Source organism: Staphylococcus sp. AntiMn-1, assembly GCF_001663395.1.
GTDB lineage: Bacteria > Bacillota > Bacilli > Staphylococcales > Staphylococcaceae > Staphylococcus > Staphylococcus equorum.
This window is the reverse complement of record NZ_CP012968.1, coordinates 2,590,079-2,615,578: the sequence shown is the minus strand read 5'-3', so window position 1 is coordinate 2,615,578 and position 25,500 is coordinate 2,590,079. Positions and strand designations below refer to the sequence as shown.

Genomic DNA, 25,500 nt, shown 5'->3' with positions numbered 1-25,500 from the left:
TTTTGCAATTTATTTTTGAATTATATTTTTCTTATTAAAAATAAAAAGTATGGAACGCCGACAATAGCAACGATTACACCGACAGGAATATCGATAGGTGGATGAATACCTCTTGCAAGTCCATCACTAATTGACAGTATAAGTGCACCAATCAAACCTGACATAATTATGATGTGGATATGTTTATGGCCAACTATTCGTCGTGCTATATGCGGTGCAATCAGTCCAAGAAAACTTAATCCCCCGACGAGTGAAATTGAAGCGCCTGCTAAAGCTACTGCTAAAAATAATAAAATCATTTTAATCTTTTTAATTTTTGTCCCTAGTCCCAGCGCTACATCGTCACCAAGAATTAAAATATCTAACTGATGACAGTAATAAAAAATGAGCGGTAAGGTAATGATAAACCATGGTAATATCACTGTTATGTTCGACATGTTGTGACCATATAAACTTCCAGTAAGCCAAACTAATGCAGTATTTGCATCTAGCGGATTACGTATTAACATATATTGAACAATCGCCGTACAAATTGCACCTATTGCTAAACCAATTAATGCGATTTTGGAACCTTTCATATTAAATTTAGATATTAACAAAGTCAAAATCAAACTAATACAAAATGCACCAAAGAAAGAACTAAATGGCAAAATATATAAAGGCGCTGTAGGAAATAGCATTATAACCGTAACAGCGGATAAACTCGCACCTTTTGTAATACCAATAACATCTGGTGATGCAAGTGAATTTCTTACAACACCTTGTATCAGAGCACCAGAAATCGCTAAGCTACTACCAACAATCAAAGCCAAGCACATTCGTGGCACTCGATACTCATTTAAAATAAAGTTATCTTGTGAAAGTAAACTTTTAACCACTTCAGCAGGATGTATAAATACTGAACCTATGGACAATAATCCAATTGCAAAAATAATAAGTAATATCGTCACAATCGTATATTTTAATATAAGTCTAATATTCATATGCGATCCACTCCTTTAGCAGTAATTGCAAGGAAGTATAATGCACCTACAAATGAAGTAACAATACCTACAGGCGATTCAAATGGAAATGCAATTAATCTACTGAGTACATCAGATAGCAATAATAAGTCTGCACCAATAATTATCGCTAAAGGAATCATCACCCTATAATTTGTATGTACATAATATTTAACAATATGTGGGACGATTAATCCTACGAAGCCAATAGGACCCGCTACTGAAACAGAAGTTCCTGCTAATAAAATAACAAGTATAGCTATAATAATTCTCACTACTTTTACATTTTGCCCTAAAGATGTAGCTAACTGTTCACCTAGCTCCATAATTGTTAATTGTTTTGCTATCATAATAGTCCCAATAAAAGCAATAATAAGCCAAGGTAAGATGCCTAAAATTTGTGTCCAGTTGATAGTAGATAATGAACCTACAAGCCAAAACATAACTGTGGAAGTTGCATGTTCGTTTAGTAGAATAATTCCTTGAGTCATACTTGTAAAAAATAAATGAATGGCCATACCTGCTAGTGCTAACTTAATTGGTGTTATTCCTTTTGTAGATCCTGACAGCAGATAAACTGTTAAACCACCTACAAACGCGCCAAAAAATGCTAGTATTGTAGCAAATGGTGTTAAGCCAGGTATAAGCATCGTGATAAATACGATAACAAAAGAAGCGCCCGAGTTAACGCCAAATATTTGAGGCGATGCCAAAGGGTTTCTCGTCATAGCTTGCATGAGTAATCCAGCCACGCTAAGTGCTGCACCAATGAATAGTGCTGCAATCATTCTAGGCATACGCACATTATGAATTAAAAATGTTTGTTTCGTTTGATCGTGTGTCCATAGATAATCTATAAAATCCTTCGTTGTAATGTGTGAAGCACCAACCGTTAAATTAAAATACATCATAACAAAAAGCGCACACACACTCACAATGAATATGAGTGCTGTGCGTTTTTGTATTTTGCTTTCAGACCTATTGGTTTGACTAATACGCTTTACTTTAGCCATTTACCATCACCCTATTGTTGTTGTTTATCATTATTTTTGGTTTTAGAAACTTCTACGAGTTGTTTTGCTATTTCTTCAGAAGAAATAATACCACGTGCTCGTGCCCATGTATTTCGATCAAAAATAGATACTTTATTATTTTTCACTGCGTCTAGATTTTTCCACACTGGATCCTGTTCTTGTTTTTTCAAATTCGGGTCTTCTTTTCCTTCATCAACCATGATAAACATTCGTCCTGGATTAATATCTGAAAGTACCTCAGAATTTAATTGTAAATAAGGACCTTTTAAGTATTTAGCCAAATTATCTGTTTCTGTTTTATTTAATGCGTTCTTAAAACCTAGCTCTTTTAGCAGTTCACCAACATAAGTATTTTCAGGATGAGATAATAATCCTGATTTTGCAATGACAGTAGCTAACACTGGCTCAGATTTATCCATAGTAATTTCTTTACTGTATTCTGACATTAAATCCTGATGTTCTTTTAATCTTTCTTTTCCTTTATCTTCTTCGCCTACTGCTTTCGCAATTGTTTTAAACGCATCTAAATTATCTTTATAGTCACTATCAAAACTTGGCAGTAGAATTGTCGGCGCAATTTTTTCTAAATCTTTTTGTATGCCTTTATGTCTATTAGTATCAGCTATAATTAAATCTGGTTTTTGATTACTAATTTCTTCTAAGTTAGGCTGTTTACGTAAACCAACTGATTTATAATCACCAATTTTTTCACGAATTGGTTTTAATATTCTATCCTTTTTACCATCATCTGCTATACCCACTGGTTTTATATCTAAAGCTGCAAGTGCGTCTACATATGAAAATTCTAACGCTACGACTCGCTCAGGATTTTTATCAAGCTTTGTTGTACCGCCATCATGTTTAATCATCACGTCAACTTTATTAGCGTTATCCCTTTTAGATTCCCCAGTGTCTTTATCATTACCACTTCCACAAGCGGTCAATAATACTACTGTCAAAGCTAATATAAGCACACTCATAAATTTAAAACTATGCTTCATCGTTCTCACTCCTTAGATGTGTATATTTACATATCTAATTTTATTGAGAATGATTATCGTTGTCAACATATTTTTAATTAACTTTTAATTTTCTACAATGAATTAAACACTTGATTTTTAATGTTAGTGCATGCTTGCTCAACACCTTCATCACGTGTATATGCTTTTGTTAAATTAGGCATATACATGCCTTGTGCTAAAGCTTTATACCCTAGACTAAATTGTATTTTGTCTCCTAATTGATAAAAATCCTGATTTAATAAATCAATCATGACATGATCACTTGTAGCACCTAATATTTTCACTTGATGATGTATAGGTGTAATCGCTTCGACATGCGTATCCAAACTACCAATATCAATAATGGCTTGTAAATATTGTTTGCCTGTATCATAGTTCATACGTGGCTTAATCTCTACTATTTCTGCTTCTAAAATAATTGTATCTTGATATAACATTGCAATTGGATGATTTGTTGTGGTCTCAATTCCTCTGAAGAGCGTTTCGCCTATTCTCAGTTCGTTAATTTTACCTAAATCACTATAAGCCATTTGAGTTAACAAACTTGAATTTCCACCTGATATAATTTTAAATCTTATATTGGTCACTTCTTCAATAGACTTTACAAATTGATTAATCATTTTCACATCTTCATCTGTAGGTGCGTTCGACTGAAAACACATAAAGTTAAATGCTAACCCTGCAATATTAAGGTGATGCATCTGAATTATTTCTTTAATATAGTCAATCACATCATAAGTTAAGATACCTTCCCTAGCATCTTTCCAATCCACCATGAGTAAAATTTGGTGCTTCACTTGTTGTTTACCTGCAAGATTATTTAATTGTCGAATCGTCTCTATCTCAGTTTGAATGCTTATATTCGTATAACGCACTACATCTTCAAGTTCATATTGATTTGTAGTTCCTATCATTGCAAAAGATAGATTCGTATCTTTACTCTTCGTAATATTATCAATTCTGGCATCTGCAAAGTGTGTCATACCAATGTCTTTTAACACTTCTATAATTTTGCTATCACCAGCCACACATTTGGTTACAGGTGTAAAACAAATATTATTTTGACTGCACAAGGCGTTTAATACATGACCGTTATATTTAATTTTAGATAAATTAATCTGTAATTGTGCCATGTTTACACCTCTTTATATAATGGGTTCTTTAATTTTATCGTTACGTACTGTTTCACTTTACTTTCCATTCTCATGCGCAACAATGCTTTGACTGAAATCGTAGGTCCAAACAAAACTGCTTTCAACACTTGTGCATGAGCTTTTTGTGAATCTATCGCTTCATCTACTATGTTCCCAACTAATTTAAATAACGCTCGCTCATCTACTTCTTCATATTTTGAAAAATAATGAATCAGTTCTGCAATTTGATTTTGAATTACTGAATGTTGAAACTTTCCGATAACCGCTTCAATATTTTCAGCAATCAGACTTGAATTCGTTATATCAACATGAGGTAATTTAAGCTTTAAAGTGTCTAAATCTATTCTTGAACCACCTAGATCTCTAATAATAAATTTCATTTGATAATCCGGTCCAAGATTAATAATCGTATTTTGCATATGCGCTTCTAAGGCGATACCGTAATCTTGTATATATGCAATTAATGGTTCAATTAAAGTTTTCGCATAACTACACAAAAATTGTTTGATGGCGATTGATGTAGGTCCTTCTCCAATCCACTCCAAGTAACTATCTACAACGACTTTGTTATCAACTGGATTTTTATTAATTAGACTAGCTGTTACCAACGTCGTTCCGTTATCTGCGGTATAAGGTTTGTGTCTCACTATGCAAGCCAATTGACGTGCGGTATCGTCATCTATATTTACATGAATACCATAAGGTTCCAAAGCGACTTGTAATTGTGGGTGTAGCTCTAACATCTCTTGTAATTCATAACTGAGTTTAGGTCCATCTACTGTCGTCACAGCTGCAACGGTTCGGATGGCACTCGTAGCTTGAATATTTACTGGTAATTTAATATGATACGGCTTATTGATTAACGCCATTGTTCTAAATGATAACGTTGCTTTAGATGCTACATCAAATGGTGTGGGTAATAATCGACCTTCTTTTATCCATTCCGAAAATTGATGCACAATCACATTGTCATATTGCCAAGGATGTACAAGTATTATTCTATAATCCTCCAGTTCAAACTGGTACGGTTCTAAAAATGCTTTGAGTTTATAACGATATTCAGGAATAATATGATTTAAAATATATTGTTCATCATCTTCCATTGACGTTGTAGTACAATCTGCTTTATGAATAAGCATTACTTTTAATGGAATAATCTTTTCAAACTCTGGCGCATATAATTTTACTTCTTTTCTTGTTAATGGCAATTTTGTTTTAGACAAGGGATGCGTTGGATGCCCTTCTACAACGATACTCTCCGAATAAGTTAAATCATTAATTTCTTCTGAATCTTTAAAATGCTTTAACCAGATGAAGAAATTAATAGTTTCAGGCATTCTCGAAAATTTCAATGTTGCATGAATCAACGCTTGTCTATGAGAAAAATGGTCATACGTCAATGCAAAACCATCTCTACTAGAAATGAGTTCTTCTCTCAATCTGTTACTCATTGGTATATCAAATTGCTTATCCAATACATCGAGCAAGTGTTCTACAGTTTCGATTTCCATCATAGTGTTACCCTTGATGTAACGTATCTTTCCTCTAAATACATATCTTTCCATATCACTTTTATGTACTTTATCCACTTGTAAAAGTTGTCCATGATATTGTAATTCAATATAATCTTCAAACTCATTAACTATCATTTGATCAGGAAAAATATGTTCCTTAATAATCGCATTATAAATACGATACTGTACGTTTTTATCTGCAGATTGCCATGTCCGATCCGTCATACAACAATGCCTCCATTTTGCTCAATCTATTTATTATATATTGAATAATGCTGTAATCACAAATGTATTCAATTTTATTACAAAGCATATGATTACTGTATTTAAAGTAATTTAGTTCTACTTTTCCATTTTAATACTCACTATGTTCCCTCTATTTTTCAAATCAACACAGTACTAAAAATAAATTATTCGGTGTCCATTCACTTTGGGATGTTAAAATACATAGAAAAGTGGTAAATATAAATGATGAAACTGTTATATTTCATATGTCATACAATCAAATTAACACTATTATGATAGAACCCATACTTATTTTTTATAATTGATAATTATTATCAATGTACTTAATATAGATTATATAAATACCTTATACTTTTGTAAAATAATTTTAAGAGGTGCCTTATGAATACAAACATAGACTTTAACAATTCAATTAATAAACTCACTAAAGATGAACAATATGCATTAACCTATTTAGAATCTATCAATTATGAATGGCGTGATGCATTTATGAAAGCGTTATTAATCAGTAGAGATAAAATATCACAGCGGCTCATCACTTCTTTACATAGAGAGAATTTAGTTAATAGCCGCGATTATAGTCAGGTCATTACAACACACGATGCACCAATAAACTTAGCTACTAACCAATTACAAACATTAAAAATAAATTTCCCACACGCTCAAAAAACTTTATATGCACCTATTACTGGATTACATGCATTCGATAGAATTGATGTTGAAGGCCCCTTTTATTTTGAAAGTAAGCATAATCTTGAAAGAATTTTACATCCTAATGAGATATTAAGTTGTATTTTAACCGAAGCACCAACACTTAATAATGACGCAAGTTATCAATTTAGAGAAGATATAAATAATAGCGTAGCTAATATGGCTATTTCGCTTAGCTTTCAAATGATTACATTAGCTGATGAAACTTTGCCTCTTGGTCAACTAATTATTGAAGCGGAAGATAGTTATTTAAGATCCGAACAAGCAGTTGTTGAAGGGCATCCCTTACATCCAGGTGCAAAATTACGTAAAGGTATGACACCTGAAACTACAATTAATTATTCTTCTGAGTTCAATAATGTTATAGGCTTAAAGTTTATCTTAATACATAAAGATATTGCAAAAGTTGAAACATTATCCAAAAATTACAATGAAACTCTATATGATTTATTCGAAGGCTTATATTCCGAAGTTTTAAGAGAGGTTGGTTCTGAACATATTGATACGTACTATGTCATGGTCATACATCCATGGCAATATAATGAAGTATTAATAAATCAGTATGACAATGAGCTTAAAGAAAAACGAATTATTCCAATTCACTATCAACTTGATTATCACGCTGGTCTATCGTTTAGAACACTAATGCCAAAGCTGCCTATAGCTTTACCCCACATTAAACTATCAACTAATGTGCATATCACAGGTGAAATTAGAACTTTATCTGAACAAACAACAATTAATGGCCCTCAAGTCACAAAAATTTTGAATGACATTAAACATAGCGATACCCTATTTCATAATATTGCTGGAGATACGATTGATGAAGTTGCTGGCATCCACTTTTTTAAAACAGAAGATCCACATGATATACAAACTATAAGAAGTGAACAATTAGGTTCGTTATTTAGAACTAATATTTATGATGTTATTGATAATAATACAACACCTATGATTCCATCAAGTTTAGTTGCCAACTATGTTTATAACTATGAAACACCTATCAATACACTTATCAAAAAGTATGCACAAACACATGCTTTTGTTTCTTATAAAGAAGCATGTATCACTTGGATAGAACAGTATAGTCAAGCACTAATTGATATTACGCTACCTTTATACATTAAATATGGCATCGCTCTTGAAGCACATTTACAAAATACTATCGCTACATTTAATAGTGATGGCTCGTTAAACAAATTATATGTCCGTGATTTTGAAGGTTTACGCATTGATGAAGTTTACTTGAATCACATGGGATATAGAACCCAAAATTTTCATGAGAAATCCTTAATTTTAACGAATCAACCACAAACTGTTTTTAATAAAGTATTTTATTCTAGTATTCAAAACCATCTTGGAGAATTAATCTGTACTTTAGCAAAATCTAGTGCTATTGATGATTTAGAACAAAGCATATGGTCAAACGTGAGTGATCTATTAGCTAACAAGTTAAATGTTATCGCCAATACTATGGATGATTCTAAAAGAATCGATGAAATTAGAGCATTATTATTCGCGTCTGAAATTGACTATAAATGTGTAACCACGATGAGACTAGAAGATGAAGCAGATGTTTATACATATATAAAAGTGAATAATCCACTTCACCGAAATCATGAATCTCATTAAAGTATGATATTAAGTCTATATAAATATTAAAAAACCAAATGCTTTTATAGCAATTGGTTTTTCGACATTTTAAAACCGCTAAAGCAAATTAACTTTAGCGGTTTTTAGTTTGATACTCAATTAATTATTGTAAGCCTTTTTCCTCATTATTTGAGTTTTGGCTTTTTTCATTTTTTTGAGACCATTCTTTTTTAGTCATTACATCTTCAACGCGCATGTTAACTTCAACTACGTCAAGACCAGTAATATATTTAACTTGTTCTTTAACTAAATCTGTTACTTTACGGAAGATTTTAGGTGCTGATTCACCGTATTCTAATATTACTTTTAAATCAACAGCTGCTTGTTTTTCTCCAACCTCAACGCTTACGCCTCTTGAAACGTTCTCGTTGCTTCCGAATGAGTTAGAAATACTATCGACGAATCCGCCTTTCATTTCTAAAATTCCACTTACTTCACGCGCTGCGATGCCTGCAATTTTCTCAATTACTTCATCAGAAAATGTTAATTTATTTGAAAATTGCGGTTCTTGTTTTTGTTGTTCTTGTTCTTGTTGCTTTTGTGCTTCTTGTTCATTAACTCCAGTTTGATTATTATATGCTTGTTTTGCTTTGTTATTATCTACTGCCATATTAAAATCTCCTTTGTCTTCTCAATTTTTAAAATTTAATTTTAAGTTATTTTCAAACTTTGGAAATACTAACTCCATCGATTTAAGAAATTTAAAAAGTCTTGCTTACGGTCTTTAGTATACCCGATTGCAATTCCGATCAAACATAATACTAAGATTAATATTGTACTCCAGAAACCTAGTGTTAAGAATAATATTGCGATAATCAAGAATGCTAAGAATCCAATGATTCTCCATTTAAATACTTTTAAGAAATCAACAACTTCTTGTGTAGAATCTTGTCCATTTTGGTGATTATTATTAGTCATGATAACCCTCCCTTACAACACACGTTTGCCTGAGGTTTTTTGATCTCTAACGTTGACCTCTAGTTTTGATACTGGTAATTCAGTAAAGTGTTCTACGTTCTGCTTAATGTCATTTCTAATTTCTTCCGTTAATGATTTAACTTGAACATCACCTGGTACAAAGAAATCCGCTTTCAAAGCAATATGTGATTTCTTCTTCTTGTTATACAATTTTGCAATCACGTTCGGTTGACGAATTTGATCATATTGTACAAGTGTATCGTATGCTGATTTTTCAATTGCTTTTCTCGATACATAAATATGACCATCATTGAAATCTTTGTAAAGTCCGGGTTTTCTATACGTAGGTTTAAACAAGCTGAATACTAGTATCAGGCCAATTAAAATGAGTAACGCTGCTAAAGTTATTAAGGTTGGTTGAAACCAATTAAACTGTGTTAAGTAATCTTGATATTGAGTAATTCTAGAGTCTTTGATATACATAAACAGTAAAACACCAACGATTACTACAATTAAAAGTCCTAATATGAAATTTTTAAGTCGCTTCACCTCGTATGCCACCTCCTATGTTTCTAGATTATGTACTTGTTATATATGAATAATACCCTTTAAAAAAATCTTAGAAACATTTTTATTGTATTTGTTAAATATTTTCTATGGCAAAATAAGTTTGCTCTAGTTATTATTCTTCCGATCTTCAGTTGATTCTATTTGTTTATCGTCTTCTGTTTCTGAATCATCTTGATTTGCTTTACGATATTGTAAAAGCTGACTATCCGTGACAAGTAGCTTATTGCTAGGTCTCGGCTTTTCTATTGCTAATGATTTAAAGAGTGACCATATCATTAATATAATGACAATGGAGAATGGTAAAGCTGCAATAATTAAAAGGTTTTGAATCGATTGCGTTCCACCCGTATAAATCATAATCATCGCAAATAACGCTAAAATAATGCCCCAACTGACTTTGACTAAACCAGAAGGATTAATACTACCTTTAGAACTCAACATACCTAATACATACGTAGCTGAGTCGGCTGATGTTACAAAGAAAATCATAATGACTATCAGCGTAATAATACTCAATACAAATCCTAATGGAAATTGTTCCAACGTAGCAAAGGTCGCTGTTTCCGTTGCTTCTTTCGCGATATTCGCAATACCGTTTTGTTGTAAGTAAATTGCTGAGGCGCCAAATACTGCAAAAAATATGAAACATACAAGCGCTGGTACAAATAATACACCTAATATAAATTCTTTAATCGTTCTACCTCGAGAGACACGGGCGATAAAGATTCCAACAAACGGCGCCCATGAAATCCACCAAGCCCAATAGAAGATTGTCCATTGTTTTAACCACTGGAATTTTTCGCCACCCGATTGCGGTATACGTAAACTCATGTTAAAGAAATTAGCAATATAATCCCCTAATGAATTGGTAAACGTATTTAATATCGTTAGTGTAGGTCCTACACAGAACAATAAGAGTAACACGAGGAAAGCTAACGCCATATTAATATTACTTAAGCTCTTAATACCTTTATCAATACCTGACCAAGCTGACCAACTAAATAATAAGGTTGCTATAATAATGATAATAACTTGACTCCCAAAATTAGAAGGTATTTCAAATAAGAAATTCAATCCTTCATTGATTTGCAACGCACCAAAACCAAGTGTTGCAGCAACACCTGTTACAGTAGCAATAATTGCAAGGACATCTATCGCCCCACCGATAGGACCTTTCATCATTTTACTGCCTAAAATAGGTATTAACGTAGCACTGACTAGTCCCGGATAACCTTTATGGAAATTAAAGTACGCAAAAACGAGTCCCACGATACCATATACAGCCCATGCGTGCACACCCCAATGAAAGAATGAAAATTGCATCGCATCATTAATTGCAGTTTGCGTGCCTGCTTTATGTAATGGGGTTAAAGTAAATGCATGACTAATTGGTTCAGAAGTTGTCCAAAAGACTAAACCAATACCCATACCTGCACTAAATAACATTGCGAACCATGATTTTAATGAAAATTCAGGGTCTTCGCCTTCTTCACCCAATGTAATAGATGAATATCTAGAAAATAATAGATAAACACATACAATTAATATGACTAATACAAGTAATAAATAATACCAACCAAAATTAACTGCTATAAAATTCGTGATAGATTGAGTGACTGATTCTAATTGTTTCGGTAATATTGCACCATAGAGTACAAATACCGTACAAATAGCTAATGCCACCCAAAATACTGCTGTCATTTTTTTAAAATGCATAACAAAATTACACTCTCCCTTTGCTTTATGTAAGATACATACCCTATCATACTTAATATATTCCATATTTGTAACCACTTTTAAGGATTATTATAATCTTATTTAAACACTATAAATAGATTTATTAAATGTGTAATTATAATAAATTTACATATTTAAAAGCCTTCCAATTATTCACCCATAAGGTAATTGCTTGGAAGGCTTATCTAGTATATTAATTTCATAACACATTAACATGACAGATTTTAATATTTATAACTTATGATTCTTGATTGAGTTGAATTACTAATTTACCAATCATGTTTTGATTTTCAAGTTTCGTATGTGCTTCGAACAGACTATTTGCTGTTAAACCATCTATCACTTCATTTAAAGTTGGTTGATATACATTCGCTTCTATTTTTTCAGAAATGTCCGTTAAATAGTCACGATGTAAAGTCATGTCTTCAGTTTCATGTAGCGGTCTTGAATACATATATTCATGTGTAAATGTAATACTTTTAGGTTTGAGTAAGTTTAAATCTTGTTTATTTTTAAAAGCGACAATGGTTGCAATGATCCCTCTTGGTTTTACGAGTTCGATCATTTTTTCATAGTATTGATCTGTATCAAATGTACAGAAAATATAATCAACTTCGCTTATTTCATATTTTTCAAACTCTTTAACTAAATCATTTTTATGATTTAATACAATATCTGCACCCATATCCTTAGACCAAAGATACGTTTCTTCTCGTGAAGCGGTTGTAATAACATGGAGTCCATGATGTTTAGCTATTTGCGTTGCAATACTTCCTACACCACCTGCACCATTGATAATTAAAATAGACTTACCTTTATTATCTTCTGGATTATGCGAAATTTTAAATACATCAAATAATGTTTCTGATGCAGTGAGTCCTGTTAAAGGTAAACTTGCAGCTTCAGCAACACTTATATTTTTAGGTTTTTTAGCGACAAGACGCTCATCAACAAGTTGGTATTCTTGATTAGAACCTTGATATGCAGGAGAGCCAGAATAAAATACTTCGTCGCCAACTTTAAAATGATTAATTTCTTCACCTACCGCTTCTACCACACCAACAGCATCAAATCCTAGAACTCGTGGTGGCTCGTTAACAGGAGACTGTCTTATTTTAGTATCTACAGGATTAACACTAATCGCTTTTACACGTACTAAAAGTTCGTATTGCGTTGGTTCAGGTCGTTCATCTTCAAATTCATAGAACTGATTTCCTTCATCTAGATCAAAACGAGTATCTGCACCTATTGCTTTCATATTACATATCTCCTTTAATGTTTAGATATTGTCTGACACCTGTACAACTTGTTTGCCAAAGTTATCGCCTGTAAATAAGTTTCTAAATGCCTCTGGTATGTGTTCAAATCCATTCATGACTGACGTTTTTGTTTTTATTTTATCTTCTTGGACCCATTGGGCAAGTTGTTTACTCGCATTTGCGAAATCATCTGCATAATTTGCCACAATAAAGCCTTTCATTAATGCTTGTGATTTTATGAGGATGGGTTGAATACGTGGACCATGTTCAATCGTTGTATCATTGTAACCAGAAATTGCTCCACAAACAGGAATTCGAGCAAATTGATTTAAGTGTTTCATTACTTCATCAGCAATCAATCCACCGACGTTTTCGAAATACACATCTACACCATTTGGTACTGCTTTAGCAAGTTGTTCTGAAAAATCATCTGCTTTATAATCCACACTCGCATCAAAACCTAATGTTTCTGTTAAGTATGTTGTTTTTTCAGGGCCACCTGCAATACCTACAACATAAGCACCTTTCAATTTAGCAATTTGTCCTACCACTGAACCAACCGCGCCAGATGCTGCAGATACAACAACTGTTTCGCCTTCTTTCGGTTGTCCAATTTTTAATAGCCCATGATATGCTGTTTGACCAGGCATGCCTAACACGCTTAAATATAAATGTAGTGGAACATCTGTGTTAGATACCTTAATAACATGCTTTGCTGGGACATTGCTTAGTTTTTGCCAAGGGAATTGTCCAGTAACAATGTCACCTTTATCAAAACCATCTGCTTCTGATGCAATGACTTTACCAACAACATGCCCTGATAAAGGTTCATCAATTTGGAATGGTGTGATATAAGAATCACTATCATCCATACGTCCGCGCATATATGGATCTACTGATATATATAACGCTTCTACTTGAATTTCATCTTTTTTCGGCATATCTATTTCAACAGTTTCATATTTAAATATCTCATCTGAAGGAATGCCTTCAGGTCTCTTAGCTAATACGATTTGTTCTGTATTCATTATATTGCCTCCATTCGCTATTTTCTTTCATTTTATAGTGATATAACAGTGCAATCAATCAAATCGCTTATTGAGCTCTATGTGGTCATGTTATGCTTACGTTAAATTCATATACTGATTGATATATAGTAATAAGGAGATATTGAAGTGAAACTAAGTATTTTAGATTATGTTCCAATTTTTGAAGGCCGCAACGCGACACAGGCTTTAAATCATACCGTTGAATTAGCTCAATTAGCTGAGTCATTAGGCTTTTATCGCTATTGGGTGGCAGAGCATCATCAAGTGCATTCTGTAGCCTCTAGTGCGCCTGAAATGGTTATGATGTCACTCTTAGAACAAACATCCTCCATTCATATTGGAAGTGGCGGTATTATGCTGCCTCATTATAGTGCATATAAAATTGCAGAACAATTTAAATTAATGGAAGCACGTCACCCTGGACGCGTCGATTTAGGCACAGGACACTCGCCTAGCTTCAAAAATGTGAATCATGCTTTAAATGAAGCTAAAACAAAAGATATAAGTTATAAAACACAAATTAATGATTTAATGCATTATTTTAATGATGACAATACTTATAATCACCGTTTTAAAGGGTTACAAGCAACGCCATTAATCGATACGAAGCCGAGTATGTTTATATTAGGCATGAGTAAACAAAGTGCTGCAATCGCTGCAGAAAAAGGATTACCTTTCGTAGTTGCACTTATGGGTCAAGCTAACCACATTACTGAAAATGTAATTAATCATTATCGTGACTTATTTAAACAATTTCATCCTGAAAGTGAATCTTATGTTATTATTTCTACGTTTGTAATTACTGCACAACAGCAATCACAAATAGCTCAATTAGAACATGCATTTCATTTATGGTTAGTGCGCATTGGTTATTTGGATCAGCCTGAGTTTTATCCTTCAATTGAATTTGCAATGCATCGACAACTCTCAACACGTGAACAAGATAAAAAGATTTCTAACCAAAATAGAGTGATTTCAGGTTTACCTAATGATGTTATAAAAGCACTGAATGATGTTGCTTTAAGATTTAATGCTGACGAAATTATGATTCAACCACACGTTTTTGGTGAAACACACCGAAAAACACTGCTAGAGTTAATTGCCAAGGAAAATATGACATAATAATAATAAAAGCAATATATCGCCCACATTTAACTATCGGCTGATATATTGCTTTTTGCATGATATTTTAATTTACAGATCTTTATCCCATAAGAATTCATTTATTTTATCTTGCACTTTTTTATTATTTGCTAGTTTTCCATGCTCTGCATTAGGCCCATGCACTTTAAATTCATCATATGATTTTACGTTGTTACCTAATAAATATTTTAATGATCTTGAAGATACATTAGTCACCCTACCGTCTGAGTCTGTACCATCTTCAATGTCTCCATATATATTTAGCACATTGACGTCATCAGGAAATTTATGTTTCATAGCTCGTAATTCTTTATAATCATCCATCATTTTATTAGGTTTGCCTTTTTTATCTAATTCAATATTTAATTTTTTGCCATCTACATCTACCTCACCATTAAAGTTCCCGGCCAAATTTACTACTTTATTTAAAGTAGGTAGTTGTTCATCGTCTCCATAATTTAACATATAGTAACTAAATGATTTATTACTCATAGAATGTGCGACAAAATTAAATTTTTCAAAGTTATATTGATAGTTCGTGGCAATGATGGCATTTCTTATCCATTTTGCATTTTTTTCTACATTTTCATTATTATTATCTTCTAACTTAATTTTAATAATTGGATATTTAGATTTACTTGTTAAATTTCCATCGAATGTCACCTTTCCATCAGATGAAACATATGCTTGAATAACCTCTTTTGATGCACCTGACTTAATAGCTGAATTTACTAGAAAATTTCCTGAGTCAGCTGAGCCTTTATATCCATGAAGATAAAATGTAGGTATTGCTTCCTCGGAATCACTTCTGACAGGATATTCGTTATTTCCATAATATTTAATTACTAAAATAACTACACTTAATAAGGCAACGAGCAAAATGATAAGTAGTACTGTGTAGAAATTATGAGAGTTCTTTTTATCTTCCATGTAATCACGCCTTATATTATAGAGTTATTTTCCTTAATTACCCAACATCTTATCATACTTAACGTTTTAAAATAAATTTTTATTTTGTAATACAAAAAAAGCACTTTCCAATATAATTGGAAAGTGCTTTTTAATATCGAACACAAACTGTCTACACTAATTTGCGTACTGTATCTGGAAGCGAATAAATTCGCAAAAGTTGCAGTAGTAATATTAACGTTTTGAGAATTCTATAGATGAAACTGAAGAATACTCAGAACCTACTAATCCTTTTGTATCAATATTTATGGAGTATCAAAATACTTATTCAATGATAAAAGTTCATTATTTCGGATAAATCTGACACCAATTAACACCATAAAATAGACTAGTCAATCACTTTGAAATCTGGTAAATCTTCTATCAATTCTAAAGTTTTCATACTTACCGTAATAATTGATAGTAATAAATTAAAAATGTACTTTGGATCTTTACTGTATTCATTTGGATCATCTGTGATCTCTGCTTTTTCATTATTTTTAATACAATATTGATCAATTATCCATTCTATAGCAGGTCTCCCATTAACTTCATATTTATATGCTATTTCAGGAATATCTGAAATAATAATACTGTCATTAAATATAATAGTCCCTAATTCTCCTTTTCGGGGATGCTTCATTTTTTTCACTTTATAAGAACCAGAATAACTATCTACAAATTTTTGATAATTCATTCCATTGATCTTAACATTATGGTATGGTTCAACATTTTCATATTCAAGATGTAATTCAATTAAATTCCTTCCAATTGCAATATAAGTCTCCTTACTACTTAGAATTGGTATTCTAGGTGTTTCTTTAATTAAATCATTAGTATATCTCTCACGATATTCAGTAGAATGCAGTACCCCATATATATAACTCATCACATCATCTTCGTTCAGATCAGACTTTATTAAAAAATCCTCGCTTATATTACTTGTTTTGCTTATGACATCATTTTTCTTGCTTCCTTTTTTAGTGTAGTGTAAAAACACTTGTCCTTTTTCTAACATATCCATGTTGGGTATACAATCTACAACTACGCAAGAAAATCCTTTTCTTGATCCTGCTCCTGTTACCATTATTGCAATATTCTCCTTGCCACTAAAAACATCTGAAAAATCCCTTGGACTTTCAATTATATCTTTCTCATACATTAGCCATTTTTTAGTGAATGGTCGATATATGGCACTAGTAACATTTTGGGTTGATATTTCAATTTTATTACCTTTAAGAAATTTATTTTTTAAAGCTCTTGTCCATTTGATATAACTTTCTGCTTTATTAGTATAATCAAACTTTTCTTTTCCAGAAACCTCTCCAAATTTAACAATTTCATTGTTGTAATTTTTAACCATTCTATTCGAATTGTTTATAACATCTAACTTACTAAAATTATAAACCCATGAGTCTCTATTAGTAACAATCCCCATTGTTCTATACTTAAATATTGATTTGCAAGTATCTTCATACATTGAAATATACTTTTTATAATTTTTATCTCGTTGATTTATCCAATCGTCATTTTCATCAGGAATAATTTTAACCCAATCGATATTAGATATATCTCTATAATCATTAACTTTACTAAGTTTATCGGCCCTTGAAAGAAATTCTCCTATGTCGTAGTAAAAAATCCCACTATGTTCTGAGTCATCTTTTATAAGTATTGTTATCGCAACGCCCGTCATTATATCAAATATATTTTCTCCTTCTCGCCTTGCCTCCTCACCTGTTTTTCCACGTATTCCACCACGTAAATTCAAGACATAAATTGTGTTGAACTCGTTCTTAATTGTCTTTCTGAAACCATCAGTACTTAATTTATCAATAAAAGAATTATTAGTAACAAAAGCTATAACACCCTTTTCACCAATCCTATCAGTTGCCCACCTAAAAGCTTTAAAATAAGAATCATACAAACTTTTAATCATTTTTGAACTTGCATTTTTAGCATAACTATTTGTTATGGCTTGGTCCAGCAAAGAGTACTCTCTATTTTTATTATTATCATTTTCATTTTTCTGACCAGCAGAATAAGGTGGATTCCCAATAATAGCTGTAATTGGTTCTTCTTGCTGTCTTTTTAGTCGTTCATCATTAATACCAAAGTAAGCATCATCAAGTGGATTTTCAGTTTCTATACCTTCAAACGTATCAGTAAAAACAATACCTTCAAAAGGAATATATCCTTGTTCCTCTCCATTAATCTCATCAAATGTTGATTCGATATTAATAGCAGCAATATAGTAACTTAATAGAATAATCTCATTAGCATGAAGTTCTTGAGTAAATTTACGAGTAATATCCGCTAATGAAATTTCACCCGATTCCATTTGCTCTTTTAAATATTCTAATATTCTAACGATAAATGTGCCTGTTCCTGTAAATGGATCTAGTATATGTACACCATCACTTGCTAGTGACTTACCAAAATGTTTAGTCAATACATCATCTACAGATTTAACTATAAAATCTACAACTTCTATTGGTGTAAAGACAATACCTAACCTCTCAGTAGTCGATTTAAACGCCGTACTAAAGAATTTATCATATAAAGTGATAATAATTTTTTGTTTATCTTCAGCTTTCTCCACACCTTCGGCTCTCATTTTTACAGACTCATATAAAGGTGCAAGATTTTCTTGTTCTTTAGCAAACCCAGCCTTTTCTAATTCTTTAACTATATTCTCCATAGAAGTTGATACTGGATTATTATTAACAAAACTATATTCACTAAATAATGCCTCAAATATCGGTTTAGTTATTAAATGTTGTGATAACATCTCAGCTGCTTGATTTTCATCGATACTATTATTTATATTATATTTTAATGAGGAAACAAATTTTTTAAATTCTATAAAAATAGGATCATTTTTATCTTCTAACTTTGTTTTTATCCAACTAATTTGCCTTTGAGCAATTTTTGCTACGTCAGCTGACCAATTCTCTAAATACTTTCTATCTCCGACTTTTTGAACAATCTTACCAAATATGGCACTCTCAAATTGATCCCAATCAAATTCTAGCTGTGTTGGTTGAAATTCATTTGTTGGTGGCTCCCCATTACCGGTATTCTCTATATCATTTCCTTTGCTAGGTGGTCCATCAATACCAATAACTTCTAATTGTTTAGGCTTTGCAATGTTTATTTTATCTACCATCGCTTCAAAACGCTCATCTACAGAACGCAAAGCATTTATAATCTGCCAAACAGCTTCATAATGCTTATTATTATCTAAAACAGTTTCTGGAGTCTCTCCAGCAGGTATAACCACTGGAAGAATAATATAACCATAGTCTTTATTCTCAGATTTACGCATAATACGACCAACAGCTTGTACAATATCAACTTGTGACTTTTTAGGTGCTAGAAAAATAACTGCATCTAACGAAGGTACATCAATTCCTTCTGTTAAAAATCGCACGTTGGAAACAATTCTAGCTTCATCAGAAGGTTTATTTGGATCTGCCAACCAATCTAATATTTCACCTTTTTGCAATGCATTCATTGTCCCATCTGCGTGTTTCATAGATAATTTTGTTGTTTGTTGGTCAGTCGAAGCTCCAATATATTCATTCACAACTTCTTCAAATTGTTTAGACACTTTTTTTGAGTCTTCAATAGTTTTTGTAAAGGCAATAGCTCGTTTTAGTGGTGCACCATCATATGGACTATTCTTTATTGGATTTTTATATCCATTACGACGCATCATCCCATTCCAAATACCAACGATTCTACCAACATCATCGATATCAAGACCATTTTCTAGGTCTGCTAAAGTTTTCTGCATATCTTTTTTAATAGCGGTTTCATCAACAGCTAAAACCATTACTTTATAATCAGTTAAAATTCCATGAGAAACAGCTTGTCCAAAGCCCATACGATAAATAACTTCACCGTATTTTGATTCATCATCCATAGAAGATAACAATATACTTTTATCTTTAGCATTTTTCTTAGCATTATCACCATAAATCTTAGGTGTTGCCGTTTGGTACATTCTCAATTCACCTTTAACATTCTCATTATTATGAACTTTAGTAAATGCACTAGCATCTTTATTCATTTCATGGGCACCAGTTGTTCTATGTGCTTCATCTGAAATAATCAAATCGAATTCAGGGAATCCTTCCTTTTGAGCATTACCTATTACATCTATACTTTGATATGTACTAAATATTACCAGCATATCTCGATCAGATTGAGTTTCCTTTACATCTTTCCAGTTATTGAGTAATTGCTCTTTAGAAGTTGTAGCAGGATAGCCAATATCAGTTGCTTTAATATCCACTGTACCATCTCTCCCTCTAGACGCATCTCTGTCAGATGTAACAGCCATGCTTGCAATTTTTAATTCTGTATCATTGTTCCATCCTTTAAGTGTTTGAGTTAACAATTGAATACTAGGCACAAGATATAATACTTTAAATTGTTTATTCGTTTTTTTGGATAATGCTTCAGAAATTTTCAAGCTAGTAAATGTTTTACCCGTTCCTGGTGCCATTATTAATTGACCACGATCATATTTCTTAAAGTGATTAATAGCATTTTCTAATGCTATTTTTTGATAGAAGCGAAGTTCTTTTGGCTCTTTAATAGTCAATTCTTCTGGTCTTTCAAAATTAAAATCTGACCAATTTATTTGAGAGTTTCTTAAATCCGATAAACCAAGTATTTCTATATTTTTTTGGTTATTTTCTATAGTAGATTTTGCATTTTTATTCCAATCATCTACAGTAGAAATAATTAATCCTCCTTGATAATAATTAGCACCAGTTTCAGCGACAAAAGAGTTAATTTCAGATTTTCCAATAGTATTTCTATAAAATTTTGCCTGTATGGCAATAATATCTCCATTAAATTGTTCAGCTACTAAGTCTACGCCCTTATCTTTTTTATCTGGTAACCCAAATTCATTTGGTACATCTCTTAGTTCCCATACATTTTTATATAGTGCTTTATATGTAGGTTCATTCTTTAAATATGCTAAAACTAATTTTTCAAAAAGAGTGCCTTTTTCACGTTGTATATTATTAGATGTTTCCTCTATTTGTTTAAGTAAATTATCAAAACTAGAGATATTATCTTCTGATTTCGTTTTCATATTAACCTCCTATATGTATTCTTTTTATTATTATCTCATATCTAATAAACGATGAATATCAAATTTTGAATGATATAAACTAATAAAATGACTCAATAGATTGTCTCAAATAGCTTAGTTGCATACTTTAGTTTTCTAATTGATGGTATTTAATTTGTAAAATTAGCTTCATAATTATAATTTTTCTAACAAAATTTCATTATTACCTGTTTGAATCAAAGCAACAACTCTTTCTAATAAAAGTTCATTTATTTTAAAGGTGTAATATCAAAGTACTCTGGTAAAAACATACCTGCCCTTTTATCATTTTCTCTTTCATCTGCAAATAATGTTGTCATATTCTCAAAATCATATAAATATTTGTCTAAATCATAGACATCTTTTCTTCGTTCTATATAAATTTTTTTACATCGTAATATTCTGATGGGCTAATTATTTCACTATTTTTAAAATTAGGGTTAAGTTTTGCTAATTTTTTTGAGCGATGTTCAATTAATGAAAATTTTTGAATCATTGCACGCGTAAAATTATGTCCTAACATTCTGTTAAGCAAATATTGATCACTTTCGTAAATTTCATTCAATATATTTAAAAAATATTCGCTTTGAAATAATAAGTTTATTTGTTTATTTGATATTCCACGATACGGGTATTGAAATAAATTTTGCTCAAAAAACTCAAGAAAAATTTCTGCATGATTATTATAGAATTCGTTGAAACTATGGATAAAACACTTATAACCTATTTCTTTCCAATCTATAGCTTGTGCTCCAAAATTACCTATTCCTCTAAGATAATTATCGATGTAATAACTCTTTTTATTTGCCCTCAGAATCAAATTTTCAAAATGAAATGATTCTAAATTTTCTGTAGTTGTTAAAAATTCATTAGCAAATTCAAAATCGCCAAATAAAGATTTTAATATTATAGATGCTGGTTTTGAGAAACATTGACTTCCATCCATTAAAAAATCATAATATCTTGCGTTATTGTAACTGTAAAAAAAACTATCATATGATTGTAATTCATGAATAAAAATTTGTTTCCTATCCTGTAGTACCGTCTCACCAAGTTTCTTATCATTTAACACATCATTATATGTATCAAAAGCTAAATCTTTTAATCTCATTTATTCCAAATTATGAAACGCCAATCTAAAAAATATTTTATCATCTGTCATATTCAAATCAAAAATAGGAGATTGCTCAGTTTTTGGATCATTTGAATTGCCAGTTTGAGTTGTTCCATTCATAAAAATATTTAATAGTATTAATTTAATTATTCGGTGTTTTTCTTCAATACTGCCATAACAAAATTCTGTAACTTCTATGTTCATTAACTTTGAAAAAAACTCCTCATGTTCTGAAGTCAAAAAGTTAGGATTTTTATTTTCATTTCTTCTACCATTTTCCAATGCAGATAATCTATATTTATCAATACTCACCTCATTTATATATTGTTCACAAAACGCCTCTTGTGTTAAATTCTGTGACTTTCTATACCTTTTAATCTTATCTCCTACAATTACATCCATCATTTTTTCTAAGTCCATCATTACACCTCAAATATAAGTATTTTTGATTACGTTATTAATATTGAAAGTTGGTAGATTTTTTTAGTTATGAGACAAATATTTTACTAACAATTTTATCTGGATTATTTGAGAAAATATAATTAATCAAAGTTAACTTTGGTTAATTACATTTAAACAGTCCAATATGATGCGCATCAAATGGACGGATTGAAACGAAGCGAAGACTCATTTACAAATAATGTCTTTGTATTAAGTGGTTTCACCGTTTATTTGGTGTGCTTTTTTTACCCATAACTATCGTTTCTTTCTATCTTAACACGGACTAATAAGGAGAGAAATAATCAATGAATCAAGTTACAAAAAGAAGAGAGATTAAGATACAAAAAGCTTTGGATAATCAAGATTGGGATACGATATCTAAATTACTCAATCAACCTTATGAAAATTCAAAACGTAAAGATAGAGCCAATCATGTTCTTTATTTAAATCATATTAATAATTCTCTAGAAGGAAATACTTATGAATTTGGAGATAATATCGCTAGTTCTATATATTCTCCTTTAGAATCACTTCTACTGAAAGAAACTCAAATCACCGTTAACAAAAAGTTAGCTTTACTAAATAAAACTGACTATGCGATTATCGTTGGCTTTTACTTAGAAAAAAAAAGCTATTCACAACTTAGTAGAGAGACAGGTCTAAGTGATAAAACAATCAAAAAACGCTTAACTAAGGTCACTATTGCTTTGAAAAAATCATTAAAAATTCATTTTATGTAAATATACATCCGAGATTTTCCATAATTTTCTCCCTATCAATAGAAGGTTATATATTAATTAATAAAGGAGTTTTTAATTATGAAAATTCAACCGAAATTTAGAAAAAATGGATATTCTAGTAACACAGCACTTGAGTACATTAGCAATAACAAACCAATTTATAGCTTAAGTACTGATCTTTTCCCCCAACAACGTTTTGAAGATAATCAACCAACAGGTGAAATTATTGCATACAAAGCATGGTTTTCTCAGGAAGGACTACCGCCTTTCACAGTTAAATTTGAAACAGAAATCAGCCTTCCTAAATATATTTCAATGATTCAATTTGATGATTTAGAAGCTTGTGAAATACGTAATAACGTATACTTCAAAGCTTCAAATATCAAGGAGGTAAAATAATGAAACAGAAAGATCTAGAACAATACCTCTTACAAAGTTTGAACATGGCTTTAGGTTCAATCATGCAAGGTGAGACAAGTTACACAAATAGTTTTACTTGTCAAGTGAAGGAAGATGGATTTATCTTTCTTCCTCACTTACCTTCTGGATATATAATCGATAATGATTTATATGAGAAAATTTTCTTGATTGCTAGTGCAGCGCTATATCCAAGATATACGCTACTTAAGCAAAATTCTGCATACTTTATACCGATTGATACTGATGACATGCATATACAACGTGCCCTATTTTTCCCTTGGAAAAGAGGTGTTTCAGAGCGTCTTGTTATTGCTGATTTAGATAAATTCACATCATCACTGAGAGACGATCAAATACCTATCATGAAAAACTTAACTATTAACTATAATAAAATTACATCTATAGCTATTGCTGGAAATTCAGGTAGTGGCAAATCATATACATTGACATACTTGTTAAGTATTTTAAAACTGATGTCTGATTTAATCATCGTAGACCCCAAGTTTGATACACCAAGCCGTTGGGCAAGAGAAAATGATGTTCCTGTCATTCATCCAAGTCAAAATCGCTCTAAGTCTGACTTTGTATCTGAAGTTAACGAAAATTTAAGCCAATGTTTAACAACTATTCAACAAAGACAAACCGTTCTTTATGATAATCCTGACCATCAATTTAAACATATTACAGTTGTAATAGATGAAGTACTAGCTTTATCAGAAGGTATCAATAAAACAATTAAAGATGCCTTCTTCTCGTTACTTTCACAAATTGCGCTACTCGGGCGTGCGACAAAAGTTCATTTATTACTCGTATCACAACGTTTCGATCATAATACAATTCCTATATCTGTAAGGGAACAACTCAATGTATTAATCCAAATTGGTAATATCAATAAAAAAACAACCCAATTTTTATTCCCCGACCTTGACCCTGAAGGGATTGTTATTCCTATTGGTAAGGGTACTGGTCTAATTCAAATAATTGATAATGAATCGCCGTTTCAAGTTCTGCCACTCTTGTGTCCAACTTATTATACGAAAGCAGGTGTTTTATAATGACTAAAACCTACTTCATGCATATTTATAATTTAATCATCTATCTATTCATATATGCACTATTTATTTTACTTTTTGGTGGGCTATTTCGGTTACTAAGTACGTTACTATCAATGATTGATATATTAATTCTTACTCGAATTATTTATTATATCAATTTATCTACAAATATATTACTTAAACTCAGTATCAGTTTAGTAATTATTGCGTGTTTACTTATTGTGATTGACATAATTAAACGTATGATTAAAGACTCCATATGGAATCATTTCAAATCTGTATATTACACAATATCCTTCCGTCATTTTTTAGCTCAAAGTGATATGACTGAAGATACATCATATTGGGATAAGAGCCATAACACAAAACATAATCCAATCACCCAGAATTTTAATAAAGCAATTAAAAAATGTGTGCTCGATGTTCACAAAGATAAAGTAAGGATTTTTATTAAAGTACCTCGTATGCAACAAGCACAAAAACTATTAAAAACAATGGAGTCAGATATCAAAGAAGAAATTTCAAGTAGACATCCAGAATACTATTTTTCATCACCACAGCGTATCGGAAGGCATATATGGTATGAAGGTCAAAAACGAAATTAATTGGCGCTGTGGTTCACAAAGTGAAAACCACAAGC

21 protein-coding genes are annotated in these 25,500 nt (G+C 31.5%); 6 read left to right on the top strand and 15 right to left on the bottom strand.

Going from position 1 to position 25,500, the window contains the following annotated elements; translation table 11 throughout:
* Window positions 1-20: 20 nt before the first annotated feature.
* From AOB58_RS12595 to AOB58_RS12575, 5 genes are all read right to left on the bottom strand, one after another.
* Window positions 21-983, bottom strand: a complete 963-nt coding sequence (locus tag AOB58_RS12595; RefSeq protein WP_064783542.1) for a FecCD family ABC transporter permease — start codon at window positions 981-983, stop codon at window positions 21-23.
* Complete coding sequence (locus AOB58_RS12590) at window positions 980-2,014, bottom strand: FecCD family ABC transporter permease (RefSeq protein ID WP_064783541.1); 1,035 nt, start codon at window positions 2,012-2,014, stop codon at window positions 980-982. Before AOB58_RS12590 ends, AOB58_RS12595 begins: the two co-directional genes overlap by 4 nt.
* 11 nt (window positions 2,015-2,025) lie before the next feature.
* Entirely contained in the window at window positions 2,026-3,036 is a 1,011-nt protein-coding gene (locus tag AOB58_RS12585) for an ABC transporter substrate-binding protein (protein ID WP_056935812.1), read from the bottom strand.
* A gap of 92 nt (window positions 3,037-3,128) precedes the next feature.
* Window positions 3,129-4,190, bottom strand: a complete 1,062-nt coding sequence (locus AOB58_RS12580) for an alanine/ornithine racemase family PLP-dependent enzyme (RefSeq protein ID WP_064783540.1) — start codon at window positions 4,188-4,190, stop codon at window positions 3,129-3,131.
* A gap of 2 nt (window positions 4,191-4,192) precedes the next feature.
* Complete coding sequence (locus tag AOB58_RS12575; protein ID WP_064783539.1) at window positions 4,193-5,950, bottom strand: IucA/IucC family protein; 1,758 nt, start codon at window positions 5,948-5,950, stop codon at window positions 4,193-4,195.
* A gap of 402 nt (window positions 5,951-6,352) precedes the next feature.
* Here AOB58_RS12575 and AOB58_RS12570 point away from each other — a divergent pair, with 402 nt between their 5' ends.
* On the top strand, window positions 6,353-8,314 hold the full coding sequence (locus AOB58_RS12570) for an IucA/IucC family protein (RefSeq protein WP_064783538.1): 1,962 nt from the start codon (window positions 6,353-6,355) through the stop codon (window positions 8,312-8,314).
* Between the two features lie 124 nt (window positions 8,315-8,438).
* Here the strand turns inward: AOB58_RS12570 and AOB58_RS12565 are convergent, their stop codons facing one another.
* The 6 genes from AOB58_RS12565 to AOB58_RS12540 form a co-directional block, all read right to left on the bottom strand.
* Window positions 8,439-8,945, bottom strand: a complete 507-nt coding sequence (locus AOB58_RS12565) for an Asp23/Gls24 family envelope stress response protein (protein ID WP_002507000.1) — start codon at window positions 8,943-8,945, stop codon at window positions 8,439-8,441.
* A 68-nt stretch (window positions 8,946-9,013) separates the two neighbouring features.
* Window positions 9,014-9,253, bottom strand: a complete 240-nt coding sequence (locus tag AOB58_RS12560; protein ID WP_002506999.1) for a DUF2273 domain-containing protein — start codon at window positions 9,251-9,253, stop codon at window positions 9,014-9,016.
* A gap of 12 nt (window positions 9,254-9,265) precedes the next feature.
* Entirely contained in the window at window positions 9,266-9,802 is a 537-nt protein-coding gene (amaP, locus tag AOB58_RS12555) for an alkaline shock response membrane anchor protein AmaP (RefSeq protein ID WP_002506998.1), read from the bottom strand.
* Window positions 9,803-9,928: 126 nt separating this feature from the next.
* Window positions 9,929-11,539, bottom strand: a complete 1,611-nt coding sequence (locus AOB58_RS12550; protein ID WP_031265816.1) for a BCCT family transporter — start codon at window positions 11,537-11,539, stop codon at window positions 9,929-9,931.
* 259 nt (window positions 11,540-11,798) lie between these two features.
* Window positions 11,799-12,818: a zinc-binding alcohol dehydrogenase family protein gene (locus AOB58_RS12545; protein ID WP_064783537.1), complete on the bottom strand. Its 1,020-nt coding sequence runs from the start codon at window positions 12,816-12,818 to the stop codon at window positions 11,799-11,801.
* A gap of 21 nt (window positions 12,819-12,839) precedes the next feature.
* Window positions 12,840-13,847, bottom strand: a complete 1,008-nt coding sequence (locus tag AOB58_RS12540; RefSeq protein WP_002506995.1) for an NADP-dependent oxidoreductase — start codon at window positions 13,845-13,847, stop codon at window positions 12,840-12,842.
* 147 nt (window positions 13,848-13,994) lie between these two features.
* On the opposite strand from AOB58_RS12540, the gene AOB58_RS12535 reads away from it, so the two are divergent.
* On the top strand, window positions 13,995-14,990 hold the full coding sequence (locus AOB58_RS12535; RefSeq protein ID WP_021338384.1) for an LLM class flavin-dependent oxidoreductase: 996 nt from the start codon (window positions 13,995-13,997) through the stop codon (window positions 14,988-14,990).
* 72 nt (window positions 14,991-15,062) lie between these two features.
* Here the strand turns inward: AOB58_RS12535 and AOB58_RS12530 are convergent, their stop codons facing one another.
* The 4 genes from AOB58_RS12530 to AOB58_RS13865 all read right to left on the bottom strand — a co-directional run bounded on the left by AOB58_RS12530 (window position 15,063) and on the right by AOB58_RS13865 (window position 22,624).
* Complete coding sequence (locus tag AOB58_RS12530; protein ID WP_021338385.1) at window positions 15,063-15,941, bottom strand: alpha/beta hydrolase; 879 nt, start codon at window positions 15,939-15,941, stop codon at window positions 15,063-15,065.
* 367 nt (window positions 15,942-16,308) lie between these two features.
* On the bottom strand, window positions 16,309-21,072 hold the full coding sequence (locus tag AOB58_RS12525; protein ID WP_064783536.1) for a type ISP restriction/modification enzyme: 4,764 nt from the start codon (window positions 21,070-21,072) through the stop codon (window positions 16,309-16,311).
* A gap of 391 nt (window positions 21,073-21,463) precedes the next feature.
* Window positions 21,464-22,201 (bottom strand): hypothetical protein, encoded by a 738-nt coding sequence (locus tag AOB58_RS13870; RefSeq protein ID WP_237283159.1) that lies wholly within the window; start codon window positions 22,199-22,201, stop codon window positions 21,464-21,466.
* The gene (locus AOB58_RS13865; RefSeq protein WP_237283158.1) at window positions 22,202-22,624 is read right to left on the bottom strand and encodes a helix-turn-helix domain-containing protein; all 423 of its coding nucleotides are present in this window, start codon (window positions 22,622-22,624) and stop codon (window positions 22,202-22,204) included. It abuts the gene before it with no gap.
* 326 nt (window positions 22,625-22,950) lie between these two features.
* Here AOB58_RS13865 and AOB58_RS12515 point away from each other — a divergent pair, with 326 nt between their 5' ends.
* From AOB58_RS12515 to AOB58_RS12500, 4 genes are all read left to right on the top strand, one after another.
* Complete coding sequence (locus AOB58_RS12515) at window positions 22,951-23,385, top strand: RNA polymerase sigma factor (protein WP_064783535.1); 435 nt, start codon at window positions 22,951-22,953, stop codon at window positions 23,383-23,385.
* Window positions 23,386-23,463: 78 nt separating this feature from the next.
* Entirely contained in the window at window positions 23,464-23,784 is a 321-nt protein-coding gene (locus AOB58_RS12510) for a hypothetical protein (protein ID WP_064783534.1), read from the top strand.
* Window positions 23,784-24,860, top strand: coding sequence for an ATP-binding protein (locus tag AOB58_RS12505; protein WP_064783533.1), 1,077 nt, complete (start codon window positions 23,784-23,786; stop codon window positions 24,858-24,860). Before AOB58_RS12510 ends, AOB58_RS12505 begins: the two co-directional genes overlap by 1 nt.
* Window positions 24,860-25,465: a hypothetical protein gene (locus AOB58_RS12500; RefSeq protein ID WP_064783532.1), complete on the top strand. Its 606-nt coding sequence runs from the start codon at window positions 24,860-24,862 to the stop codon at window positions 25,463-25,465. The genes AOB58_RS12505 and AOB58_RS12500 overlap by 1 nt, the downstream gene beginning before the upstream one ends.
* The last annotated feature ends 35 nt before the right edge of the window (window positions 25,466-25,500 follow it).

Bases quoted from the DNA above. Each gene is read 5' to 3' on its own strand.
- AOB58_RS12595 (WP_064783542.1), bottom strand. From the start codon at position 983: ATGAATATTAGACTTATATTAAAATATACGATTGTGACGATATTACTT.
- AOB58_RS12505 (WP_064783533.1), top strand. From the start codon at position 23,784: ATGAAACAGAAAGATCTAGAACAATACCTCTTACAAAGTTTGAACATG.
- AOB58_RS13865 (WP_237283158.1), bottom strand. From the start codon at position 22,624: ATGGACTTAGAAAAAATGATGGATGTAATTGTAGGAGATAAGATTAAA.
- AOB58_RS12585 (WP_056935812.1), bottom strand. From the start codon at position 3,036: ATGAAGCATAGTTTTAAATTTATGAGTGTGCTTATATTAGCTTTGACA.
- AOB58_RS12550 (WP_031265816.1), bottom strand. From the start codon at position 11,539: ATGCATTTTAAAAAAATGACAGCAGTATTTTGGGTGGCATTAGCTATT.
- AOB58_RS12560 (WP_002506999.1), bottom strand. From the start codon at position 9,253: ATGACTAATAATAATCACCAAAATGGACAAGATTCTACACAAGAAGTT.
- AOB58_RS12565 (WP_002507000.1), bottom strand. From the start codon at position 8,945: ATGGCAGTAGATAATAACAAAGCAAAACAAGCATATAATAATCAAACT.
- AOB58_RS12540 (WP_002506995.1), bottom strand. From the start codon at position 13,847: ATGAATACAGAACAAATCGTATTAGCTAAGAGACCTGAAGGCATTCCT.
- AOB58_RS12580 (WP_064783540.1), bottom strand. From the start codon at position 4,190: ATGGCACAATTACAGATTAATTTATCTAAAATTAAATATAACGGTCAT.
- AOB58_RS12500 (WP_064783532.1), top strand. From the start codon at position 24,860: ATGACTAAAACCTACTTCATGCATATTTATAATTTAATCATCTATCTA.
- AOB58_RS12530 (WP_021338385.1), bottom strand. From the start codon at position 15,941: ATGGAAGATAAAAAGAACTCTCATAATTTCTACACAGTACTACTTATC.
- AOB58_RS12575 (WP_064783539.1), bottom strand. From the start codon at position 5,950: ATGACGGATCGGACATGGCAATCTGCAGATAAAAACGTACAGTATCGT.
- AOB58_RS12515 (WP_064783535.1), top strand. From the start codon at position 22,951: ATGAATCAAGTTACAAAAAGAAGAGAGATTAAGATACAAAAAGCTTTG.
- AOB58_RS12525 (WP_064783536.1), bottom strand. From the start codon at position 21,072: ATGAAAACGAAATCAGAAGATAATATCTCTAGTTTTGATAATTTACTT.
- AOB58_RS12570 (WP_064783538.1), top strand. From the start codon at position 6,353: ATGAATACAAACATAGACTTTAACAATTCAATTAATAAACTCACTAAA.
- AOB58_RS13870 (WP_237283159.1), bottom strand. From the start codon at position 22,201: ATGAGATTAAAAGATTTAGCTTTTGATACATATAATGATGTGTTAAAT.
- AOB58_RS12510 (WP_064783534.1), top strand. From the start codon at position 23,464: ATGAAAATTCAACCGAAATTTAGAAAAAATGGATATTCTAGTAACACA.
- AOB58_RS12545 (WP_064783537.1), bottom strand. From the start codon at position 12,818: ATGAAAGCAATAGGTGCAGATACTCGTTTTGATCTAGATGAAGGAAAT.
- AOB58_RS12590 (WP_064783541.1), bottom strand. From the start codon at position 2,014: ATGGCTAAAGTAAAGCGTATTAGTCAAACCAATAGGTCTGAAAGCAAA.